Origin of the sequence: Reyranella sp. (assembly GCF_050185545.1) — a bacterium.
Classification (GTDB): Bacteria; Pseudomonadota; Alphaproteobacteria; order Reyranellales; family Reyranellaceae; genus Reyranella.
The window spans coordinates 8363-18367 of sequence record NZ_JBFWZI010000152.1 but is presented as its reverse complement, the minus strand read 5'-3'; the positions used below and the strand labels follow the sequence as shown (position 1 = coordinate 18367).

Genomic DNA, 10005 nt, shown 5'->3' with positions numbered 1-10005 from the left:
GCTTCGGCGCGCCAGATTTCCCGGAAGGCATCGGGCGTGATCGGGTCGGAGGCGACGGCGCCCAGCTCGCTGACGCGTTTGCGATAGGCCGCCGACGCGATCACGGCATTGAGCTCTTGATTAGCCTTGTCCACGATCGGGCGTGGGGTGCCCTTGGGCGCCAGCACGCCGTACCAGCCGGCAACGTCGAAACCGGCGAAGCCCTGCTCGGCCATGGTCGGCACCTCGGGCAGGCTGTCCAGCCTGGACGCCGTCGTCACCGCCAGGCCGCGAATCTTGCCGCCGGCGATCCCGGCACGCGCCTCGCCGATCGGCGAGACGAAGACATCCATCTCGCCGCTCGACAGGGCCAGAATGGTCTGCGGCACGCTGCGATAGGGGATCATCTCGGCCTTGCCGCCGATCTTCTGCAGGTAGAGCTCGCCCACCAGGTGGGCCAGGCTGCCGGGCGCGACGTTGGCGAACGTCACCTTGCCCGGATGGGCGCGGATATGGTCTGCGAGCTCGTTCATCGAGCGGACTGGTAGGCTTTCGCGCGCCAGAATGGCGAACGGCGCATAGGCGAGCATGGCCACCGGGTCGAAGTCGCGCTCGGTGTCGTAAAGCAGGTTCTCGTAGACGAAAGGATTGGTGACAACCAAGCTCGCGATCGTGAACAGGAGCGTGTAGCCATCGGCCGGCGAGCGCGCGGCGATCTGCGCCGAGATGCCGCCGGTCGCGCCGGGCTTGCCGTCGATGTAGAAGCGCTGTCCCAGGCGATCCGACAACGCCTCGAAGACGATGCGGGCATGCGTGTCGGTGATGCCGCCCGTCGACGGCGACACGACGCGTACCGGCTTGGCCGGCCAGTCGATCGATTGCCCACGGACCGCGGCCGGCAGCGCCAGCCCGGCTGGTAGCGCCAGCCCAGTCGACGCAATGAGGCCGAGTGCGCGCCGGCGTGTCGGCCGCGCGCTATCGAGGAGATCGTCCGTCGGACCGCTCATGGCTGTTTCCTCCGATTGTTCTTGTCGAGGCGCCCTCCTCCAGGAACGCGATCACCGGCCGGGCGACGGCGGCGGGATCCTGGATCGTGGCGACATGGCCGATGCCCGCGAGCGTCGCCGTCCGCGCACCACCGATTTCATTGGCAAGAGATAGCGTGTGTGCGGGCGGAATGAGGCGATCGTCCGCCGCCACCAGCACCAGCGTCGGTGCAACGATCCGGCCAGGATCGACGGCGACGGGACGCGCCAGGATGCCGGCCCGTCGCTGTCTCTGTTCGGCCGTCCGGCTGCTGCCGGAGAAGATGCTGACCACGCCGGGATGACGGGCGATGTGCTCGTCGGGAAAGAAATAGCGCGCGATCTCGGCAGCGCTGTCGGGCAGGCGCGCACGCAGCGCGCCGAGCGTCGAGAACACCGCGGGATTGATCGAGAGCGGCGGCGTGCCGGCGCGAAACGTGCTCGACAGGACCAACCGGTCGACGCGTTCGGGATGACGCACCGCCAGCACCTGGGCGATGACGCCGCCCAGCGACGTGCCGAAGACATGCGTGCGCCGGTGACCGAGGCCCGCGATCAGTGCCGCCGCATCGTCGGCGAGCTCGTCGAGGCCATAGGCGTCCGCCGGATTGCGCGTGCCGCCTGAATCGCGCTGGTCATAGGCGATCACAGTGAAGTGCGGCGCGAGCAGCACGGCGAACGCGTCGAACATCGAATGATCGGCCTCGGCGCCGTGGATCAGGACAAGCGGCGGCCCGCTGCCCGTCTGCGTGAACGCGATCGAGGTGCCGTTGGCGTCGATCAAGGGCATGGTGTCACCTCTTCCCGACCGCGGGCGTCTCGCCCGCTCTACCCATGAAGCAGGCGAGCCCTCTGCGGTCCGGAAGACAAACGAGAAGAGCGGGCGGGACGCCCGCGGTCCGGAAGACCATGATCATGGCGCCGCTCAGTGCAGCAGCGTCGCGAGCGCACCCGCGAGCTCGCGCGGCGGGTCGGGCGGGATGTAGGGCATGCGCCAGGCGACATGGCCGTCAGGCCGCACCAGCACGGCGCCGCGCAGGCCCATGTGGATTCCGTCGGCTGGATGGGCGTTGGGCAGCTGCTTCAGCGCGAGCGGCAGGCCGAGCCTGGCCGACACCGAACGTCCCGCCTCCAGCCAGTCCTCGGCCATCGGGCCGGCGACCAGCGTGAATTCCTGGTCGAACCAGTCGAGCGTCGAGTGCTTGCGCGCGGGGTCGAGCCAGAGGTGCGGGAAGCGCCCGCCGGGCCGGTCGCTCGGCGTGTAGACGCGCGTCAGATGGCCGCCGCGCGGCGTGCCGTCGGCGATCACCGCGCCCTCCTCGTAGGTGAAGCCGAGCGCCTGGCCGATGCTGTGCAGGTGGTTGTCGAGATCGTTGATCCAGAAGCGGATGTGATCGTCGTTGCCCGAGCGGATCGCTTGGTCCATGCGCAGGAAGCGCACGCGGTTGCCGAAGCTGAAATCTGCGTTGGACTGCGCCACCGGCCGACGCTCGCAGTCATAGCTGTCCAGCAGCTTGTCGGAGGCCCAGCCGCGCAGCACATAGACGAGCTTCCAGGCGAGGTTGTGGGCATCCTGCACGCCAGAGTTCAGGCCAAAGCCGCCGGTCGGCGGAAAGCGGTGCGCGGCATCGCCGACCAGGAAGACGCGGCGGCTGCGGAAGGTCGCCGCCACCTGCTTGCTCATGCGCCAGACCGAGCGGTTGAGCAGCGTCACCTCGAGATCGGGCACGCCAACATGGGCGCGGATGATCTCGATCATCTCGGTGTCGGTCCATGGCCGCAGCCGATCGTCCTTGGTCTCGCCGATCTGGATGATGCTGAGCCAGCGGTCGCGGCCGTTGGTGTTCAGGATGCCGGCGCGCGGCACGCCGGGCGTTTTCGAATAGACTTGGTAGCCGGCGGCCTCGCGCGCCAGCGGAAAGCGCGAGAGGTCGGCGCGCCAGTATTCGTTCAGCAGCACCGCAAGCGTCGCCGGCCCCACCATGTCGATGCCGGCGGCGCGGCGCGTCTGGCTGCCGGCGCCGTCGCAGGCCAGCAGATACTTGGCATGCCAGCGCTCGCTCTGCCCGCTCTCGACCGAGCGAATCTCGGCGACGATGCCGTCCTCCGTCTCCTCGAAGCCCACGAACTCGGTCGAGAAGCGCACTTGCACGAGGTTCGAGTGCTCGATGACCTTGAAAATCTCCTCCTCGACCGCGTCCTGCGCGACCAGGCATTTCCAGGCCGGTGTCTGGCCGAGGTTCGGTTCCGGCCGCGAGCGCCCGATCTCACGTCCGGCGATGCTCTCGACCTGGACGAACATGTCGGAATTGTCCTGCAGGCCGCGATCGCGGATCGCCTGCTCGATGCCCCACTGGCGAAAAATCTCCATGGTGCGCACCCAGCAGCCGCGCGACTTGGGATGATCGGTGGTGGTCGGACTCTTCTCGACGATGACGGCATCGATACCGAAGCGATCGAGCAGCAGCCCCATCGCCAGCCCGACCGGCCCGCCGCCGACGATGAAGACCGAGGTCCGGCGGGTTACTTCAGCGGCATCGCCCATTCGAGTTCCTCTCGTTCACTCCTCCCAGCCTCGCTGGGGAGGTATCCGCGTCATCGCGGACGGAGGGGTCATGCACTCATGCGGACCGCGGGCGACTCGCCCACCCATGAGAAGAGCGGGCGAGATGCGCGCGGTCCAAGAGACCTCGACCCCTCCGTCGCCGAAGACGGCGACACCTCCCCAGCGATGACGCTGGGGAGGAGAAAATGTCGCCAGATCAGGCTATCTCACAAGTATATGTTTGATATGATCTCGATCTCTTTTCGAGATGAAGCCATGGACTTGCGCCAACTCCGCTATTTCGTCGCCGTCGCCGAGCGCGGCGGGTTCGGCGCCGCGGCGAGCGCGCTCAACGTCGCGCAATCGGCGTTGAGCCGGCACATCAAGCTGCTCGAGCACGAGCTGGGCGGAGCGCTGCTGGAGCGCGGCGCCCGCGGCGTGTCGGTCACCGAATCGGGCCGGGTCCTGCTCGACCGCGGGCGCTGGCTGCTGGGCGCGGTCGACGACGTCCGCGCCGAGGTCCAGCTCGAGAATCGCGAGCCGAGCGGCACGGTACGGCTCGGCGCGCCGTCGAGCCTCGCCCACATCTTCTACACGCCGCTCGCCCGGCGCTTCGCTGAGCGCTTCCCGCGAGTGCAGCTCGAATTGAGCGAAGGCCTCACCGAGGAGATGACCGACCGCCTGCTGCGCGGCGAGGTCGACATCGCGATCCTGTCGGGACCGCAGCCCAACGATCACCTCACCTACCAGACGCTGGTAGTCGAGCAGGTGTTCCTGATCGGCCCGCCGGGCGATCCCCTGCTCGGCAAAGGGCCGCTCTCGCGTCCCGAGATCGCTCACCTGCCGGCCGCCGTCCTGCCGCTCAGCGCCAGCACCCGCGACGCCTTTCCGCCGGGCGTCAAGTCCAGGCTGCGCGTCGAGAGCATGGCGTCGCTGAAGCAGATGGTGGCGGTCGGGCTGGGCTACGGGCTGCTGCCCTACTCCGGCATCCACAAGGAGGTCGCGGACGGCACGCTGGCGGCAGCCCGCCTGTCCTGGCTGCGCGGCGAGCGCGTGCTCGCCCTGCCGCGCGGCCGCCCGGTGACGCGCGCGACGCGCGAGACCGTCGCGGCGCTGGAGGTGATCTGCAGGCAGCTGATCGCCAACGGCAAGATCCTGGTCGCCCCGCCGCAGCGACGGCGCCAGAGCACCGGTTGATCATCTCCTCCCCAGCTCTGCCAATGCGAAGTGAACACATGTCTGCCCCTCCCCCGTCGTCGACCCGTCATCGGGGGAAGATGGAGATGCGCCCACTCCTGATCAAAGTCGGCAAGCGCCGGGGCATTACGCACGGTCATGGCAGATGCCCCGGTGAGCGGGAACGACTTGACCGGCCGCATCGGTTATCGTCCGTAGCAGAGCCCAAGCTTCGAGGGGGAGCGACGACGATGGCGGCTGAGACCCAGACGGCGCGCAGCGAAGGCGAGACCTATGCCCAGCGCCCGGCGCTGCGCGGCACTCGGCACATGGTGTCGGCCGGCCACTACGGCGCGGCCCACGCTGCCTTCGCCATCCTCGAGGCGGGCGGCAACGCTGTCGACGCCGCGGTGGCGGGCGGCATTGCGCTCGGCGTCCTGCAGCCCGATATCGTCAACGTCGCGGGCGTCGCGCCCATCCTGGTGCGCATGGCCGACGGCGTGGTGTGGAACATCGAAGGCCTCGGCTACTGGCCGGCCGCCGCCGATCCCGAACTGTTCGTGCGCAAGCATGGCGGTGCCATTCCCGAAGGCGTGCTGCGCACCGTCGTGCCGGCCGCGCCGGATGCATGGATCACGGCGCTGAAGCGCTTCGGCACGATGACGTTCGGTGAGGTCGCCTCGGCCGCCATCCGCTTCGCCGGCGAAGGCTTCCCGATGTATCCCCTGCTGGCCGACATGCTGGCGGCCAAGCGCGACAAGTACGCCAGGTGGCCGTCGAGCGCCTCGATCTACCTGCCGGGCGGGCAGCCGCCCAAGGTTGGCGACCTGTTCGTCCAAGCCGATCTCGCGCGCTCGCTCAGGTACATGGTCGACGAGGAGAAGGCGACGCTCGCCCGCGGCGGCGATCGCATGGCCGGCCTCGAGGCGGCCCGCGCCGCCTTCTACAAGGGCGACATCGCACGCACGATCGTCGAGTACCACCGGCAGGAAGGAGGCTGGCTCGCCGCCGAGGACCTCGCCGGCTACAGCTCGCCGGTCGAGCGCGCCCCGTCGGTGCATTTCGCCGGCACCGAGGTGTTCACCTGCAATGCCTGGTGCCAGGGCCCGGTGCTCGGCCAGGCACTGAACATCGTCGATCACGCCGCGCTGCTCGCCGCCGGCCACAACTCGCCCGACTACCTGCACATGATCATCGAGGCGCTGAAGCTCGCCTTCGCCGATCGCGAGGCCTTCTATGGCGATCCGCGGCATGTCGACGTGCCTCTCGACGGCCTGCTCGACCCCGAGTATGGCGTGCGGCGCCGCGCCCAGATCGATCCGCGTCGCGCCCATCCCGAGATGCCGCCGCACGGCATCCCCGACGGCGCGCCGACGCTCAATGGCGCATTGACGTCCACGGCAGCCCGCGCCGCGTCTGCGTTGCGCCAGGACGGCGCGCCGACCGGCCTGCCGCGCGACACGTCTTATATCTGCGTCGTCGATCGCTGGGGCAACAGCGTCTCGGCGACGCCGAGCGACGTGTCGTCCGAATCGCCGATCGTCCCCGGCACCGGCCTCTGCCCGTCGTCGCGCGGCTCTCAGTCGTGGACCACCGCAGGCCATCCGAGCCGCCTCGCCCCCGGCAAGCGGCCGCGTCTGACACCCGCGCCCGCCCTGGCGGTGGCAGCCGGCCGCTACGTCCTGCCGTTCGGCACGCCGGGCGGCGACGTGCAGCAGCAGGCGATGCTGCAGGTTCTTCTGAACATGATGCTGTTCGGCATGGACCCGCAGGACGCCGTCGAGCATCCGCGCGTCGCGACGTACAGCTTCCCCGACAGCTTCGAGCCGCATGCCACCCTGCCCGGCCGGCTGTGCATCGAGGCGCGCATCCCGCGCGAGACCGGCGAGGAGCTGGCGCGCCGCGGACATCAGGTCACGTGGTGGCCCGACCGCATCTGGCGCGCCGGGGCGGTCTGCGCCATCCACGCCGACCTGCGCACAGGCATCATGACCTCGGGCGCCGACCCTCGCCGGGCGAGCTACGCGCTCGGCTGGTAGCCCGAGCCGCCAGCTACAGGCTGCGCCCGTCCCAGGGCTTCGGACTGAGCATGTCCACGTCGACGCCGTCGACGCAGCGCAGGTTGATGCCGACGGTCGGCGTGCCGTCGGGCATCGCGCCCTCGGCATAGCTCTCGACGCCGCACGCCGTGCAGAAGCGGTGGTGCAGCGTCTTCTTGCCGAACTGGTAGTCGCCCTGCTTCGCCGCGCCCGACTTCAGCGTGAACTTCGACCTGGGCGCAAACGCCCACACTGCGCCGATCTTGGCGCAGATCGAGCAGTTGCACTTCAGCGACGATGACGTATCGAGCTCGACCGAGAAGGTGACGGCGCCGCAATGGCAGCTGCCGGTGTAGGTCTCAGTGGCCATGATGTTCTCCGAACAATTGGGCCAATATCTTGGCTCATGCTCTTCCGGACCGCGAGCGTCTCGCTCGCCCGGCCGAAGAGTGAGCAAGATGCTTGCGGTCCGGAAGACGAGCCATTTGAGCTCGTCCCTACCCCGGCCAAGGCAGCGACCAGGTCTTTACGTTGGTGAAGCTCTTCATCGCCTCGAGGACCCCTTCCTTGTAACCAAGGCCGGAATCCTTGATGCCGCCGAACGGCGACATCTCGATGCGATAGCCGGGCACTTCCCAGACATTGACGGTGCCGACCTGCAACTCGTCGACGAAGCGGGTGATGTAGTCGAGGCGGTCGGTGCAAACGCCCGAAGACAGGCCGTAGGCGGTGCCGTTGGAGACGCGGATGGCGTCGGCAACGTCCTTGACGCGGATGATCGGGATCGCCGGGCCGAACGTCTCCTCGCGCACCAGCTCGCAGACCGGATCGACGTGATCCACTACCGTCGGCGGAAACAGCGCGCCGCGCCGGTCGTTGCCGTGCAGCAGCCTGGCGCCGTGGTTCGCCACCGCTTCGCTGACGCGGTTCTGGAACAGCGTAGCGGCCCGCTCGTGGATCACCGTGCCGATATCGGTCTCGGGATCGAGCGGATCGCCGGCCTTGAGCTTTCGCGCCTTGGCCACGACACACTCGACGAGGGCGTCGGCAACGCTCTCGATCACCAGGATGCGCTTCACCGCCGTGCAGCGCTGGCCGGAATTCTTGGTGGCGCCGGCGACCGCGAGCTCGGCCGCCTTGTCGAGGTCGGCATCCTCCATGACAATCAGGGGGTCGTTGCCGCCCAGCTCGAGCACCAGGCGCTTGTAGCCCGCCGTCGCGGCGATATGCTTGCCGACCCGCACCGAGCCGGTGAAGGTGACGAGATCGGCGTGCGGGTCGGTGATCATGGCATCGCCAATGTCGGACGGATTGCCGGTGATGACCGACAGCATCTCCGGCGGCAGGCCGGCCTCGTAGAGCGTATCGGCGAGGAACAGGGCGGTGAGCGGCGTCAGCTCGGTGGGCTTCAGCACCACGCAATTGTTGGTGGCGAAGGCCGGCGCCAGCTTGTGCGCCACCATGTTCAGCGGATGGTTGAACGGCGTGATCGCCGATATGGCGTTGAGCGGCTGGCGCAGCGTGAAGATCTTGCGCGACTTGCCGTGCGGGGTGAGATCGCAGGAGAAGGTCTGGCCATCGTCGAGCAGGCAGAGCTGGCCGGCGAAGGTGAACACGTCGTAGGCGCGCCCGACCTCGTAGAGCGAATCCTTGAGGCACAGTCCCGACTCGAGCGTGATCAGCCGCGACAGCTCCTCCTTGCGCGCGACCAGGAGCTCGGCGGTCCTGAGCAGGATCTGCTGGCGCTGGTAGCGCGTCAGCGTGGGCCTGTAGGCGTGGGCGATGCGGAATGCCTCGGCCACCAGCTCCGGCGTGGCGCGCGGCACGCTGCCGACCAGCCGGTTGTCCCACGGGAAGCGCACCTCCAGCCTCGCGCCGGTCTCGACTTTCTTGCCGGCGATGCGCAGCGCGTCGTGCCGCTCGTCCGAGGTAGGGCGGGTCACGGTGTCCATGTTGGGCCTCTCAAGGTTTGGCCTTTCAGGCAACGAGGTTCAGGGCGAGGTCGAAGGCGTCGAAGTTGCGCCAACGGCGCTGCCCGGCGTCGGCCGCCAGGGGGCGATTGCAAAGCAGCGGCACCTTCTGTTCGGAGATGCCCCCATGGCTGCGCAGCGGCTCGGTCAGGCCGGAGAGGTCGTGGCGCGCCGCCGAAGTGCCCAGCACCTTGTGCTTGGTCGAGACGACGACGAGATCGCCCAGCCGGTCGGCCGGCAATTCGAAACGCTGCGCCGCCTCATCCTTCGCCAGCGCCGCTTCGATGCCAGGCAGCGCGGCGAGCTTCGCGATCATCTCCGCCGCGGTCGTGCCGGCCGGCAGATAGACCACGGCGAACGAGCCGAGCGCGCCGTGATGAACGACGTAGGGATCGGTGATCGGAAGGATCACGCGGGCCTTGTCTCTGCCCAACCAGCCGTCGAACAGGTCCTGCAGGTAGATGACATCGGGCTGGTGGTTGGCATCGAACTTGGCATTCATGCCGTGGTCGGCGGTAACCGCGATCGTGCAGCCCAGGGCCTCGAGCCGAGCCAGGTAGCCGTCCATCATCGCATAAAAATCGTCGGCGACCGGTGTGCCGGGCGCATGCTTGTGCTGGATGTAGTCGGTGGTCGAGAGATACATGACCTGCGGCCGATGGCGCTCCATCAGCTTGACGCCGGCAGCAAAGACGAATTCCGACAAGCCGGCGCTGTAGACATCGGGCACAGCCATGCCGACCAACTCATTGACCTTGTCGATGCCGTTCTCAGCGAGCGTCGCCTTGTCCGACTTCTCCGACGAGAAGCTGCAGGCCTTGCCGGCGCCCAGCTCCAGCCCCTTGCCCAAAAGGCCGCGCAGCTTGTCCTTGGCGGTGATGACGGCGATGCGGCAGCCGGCGCGCTGGAACGACGGGAACAGCGTCTCGACGCGCAGGAATCTCGGATCGTTCATCATCACCTCCTTCCCGCTGTCGGGATCGAGGAAGTAGTTGCCGCAAATGCCGTGGACGGACGGCGGCTGGCCGGTGACGATGGAGAGATTGTTGGGGTTGGTGAAGGACGGCACCACGCAGTCGGCCAGCAGGCTGGCGCCTTGCGTCAGGACCGTGCCGAACCAGGGGGCGCGGCCGGCCTCGACGGCGCGCTCGATGTAGCCCGGCTCCGAGCCGTCGACGCAGACCACGACGGTGGGCTGGCGCGGCAGGCGGTAGCCGCGGCCATTGACGGCGACCTCGCCGTTGGACGTGAGACTGTCGGGTGCCATGCTG

Annotated in this window: 8 protein-coding genes; 2 read left to right on the top strand and 6 right to left on the bottom strand. The window is 68.4% G+C overall.

The window, feature by feature from the left end; translation table 11 throughout:
• The 3 genes from AB7O82_RS28870 to AB7O82_RS28860 all read right to left on the bottom strand — a co-directional run.
• Positions 1-986 (bottom strand): Bug family tripartite tricarboxylate transporter substrate binding protein (locus AB7O82_RS28870; RefSeq protein ID WP_428556434.1); only part of this gene is annotated, 986 nt, incomplete at its 3' end.
• On the bottom strand, positions 955-1794 hold the full coding sequence (locus tag AB7O82_RS28865) for an alpha/beta fold hydrolase (RefSeq protein WP_428556437.1): 840 nt from the start codon (positions 1792-1794) through the stop codon (positions 955-957). The genes AB7O82_RS28870 and AB7O82_RS28865, both read right to left, overlap by 32 nt.
• 135 nt (positions 1795-1929) lie before the next feature.
• On the bottom strand, positions 1930-3549 hold the full coding sequence (locus tag AB7O82_RS28860; RefSeq protein ID WP_428620803.1) for an FAD-dependent monooxygenase: 1620 nt from the start codon (positions 3547-3549) through the stop codon (positions 1930-1932).
• A gap of 276 nt (positions 3550-3825) precedes the next feature.
• On the opposite strand from AB7O82_RS28860, the gene AB7O82_RS28855 reads away from it, so the two are divergent.
• Complete coding sequence (locus AB7O82_RS28855) at positions 3826-4746, top strand: LysR family transcriptional regulator (RefSeq protein ID WP_428620801.1); 921 nt, start codon at positions 3826-3828, stop codon at positions 4744-4746.
• A 230-nt stretch (positions 4747-4976) separates the two neighbouring features.
• Complete coding sequence (locus AB7O82_RS28850; RefSeq protein ID WP_428620800.1) at positions 4977-6764, top strand: gamma-glutamyltransferase family protein; 1788 nt, start codon at positions 4977-4979, stop codon at positions 6762-6764.
• Between the two features lie 13 nt (positions 6765-6777).
• Here the strand turns inward: AB7O82_RS28850 and AB7O82_RS28845 are convergent, their stop codons facing one another.
• From AB7O82_RS28845 to phnA, 3 genes are all read right to left on the bottom strand, one after another.
• Positions 6778-7134, bottom strand: a complete 357-nt coding sequence (locus AB7O82_RS28845; RefSeq protein ID WP_428554079.1) for a GFA family protein — start codon at positions 7132-7134, stop codon at positions 6778-6780.
• Between the two features lie 127 nt (positions 7135-7261).
• Complete coding sequence (gene phnY / locus AB7O82_RS28840) at positions 7262-8716, bottom strand: phosphonoacetaldehyde dehydrogenase (protein WP_428620798.1); 1455 nt, start codon at positions 8714-8716, stop codon at positions 7262-7264.
• 25 nt (positions 8717-8741) lie between these two features.
• On the bottom strand, positions 8742-10001 hold the full coding sequence (gene phnA / locus AB7O82_RS28835) for a phosphonoacetate hydrolase (RefSeq protein ID WP_428554084.1): 1260 nt from the start codon (positions 9999-10001) through the stop codon (positions 8742-8744).
• Positions 10002-10005 lie beyond the last annotated feature (4 nt).

Excerpts from the sequence above, each read along its gene's own strand:
- AB7O82_RS28860 (WP_428620803.1), bottom strand. The coding sequence starts at position 3,549 with ATGGGCGATGCCGCTGAAGTAACCCGCCGGACCTCGGTCTTCATCGTC.
- phnY (WP_428620798.1), bottom strand. The coding sequence starts at position 8,716 with ATGGACACCGTGACCCGCCCTACCTCGGACGAGCGGCACGACGCGCTG.
- AB7O82_RS28845 (WP_428554079.1), bottom strand. The coding sequence starts at position 7,134 with ATGGCCACTGAGACCTACACCGGCAGCTGCCATTGCGGCGCCGTCACC.
- phnA (WP_428554084.1), bottom strand. The coding sequence starts at position 10,001 with ATGGCACCCGACAGTCTCACGTCCAACGGCGAGGTCGCCGTCAATGGC.
- AB7O82_RS28855 (WP_428620801.1), top strand. The coding sequence starts at position 3,826 with ATGGACTTGCGCCAACTCCGCTATTTCGTCGCCGTCGCCGAGCGCGGC.
- AB7O82_RS28865 (WP_428556437.1), bottom strand. The coding sequence starts at position 1,794 with ATGCCCTTGATCGACGCCAACGGCACCTCGATCGCGTTCACGCAGACG.
- AB7O82_RS28850 (WP_428620800.1), top strand. The coding sequence starts at position 4,977 with ATGGCGGCTGAGACCCAGACGGCGCGCAGCGAAGGCGAGACCTATGCC.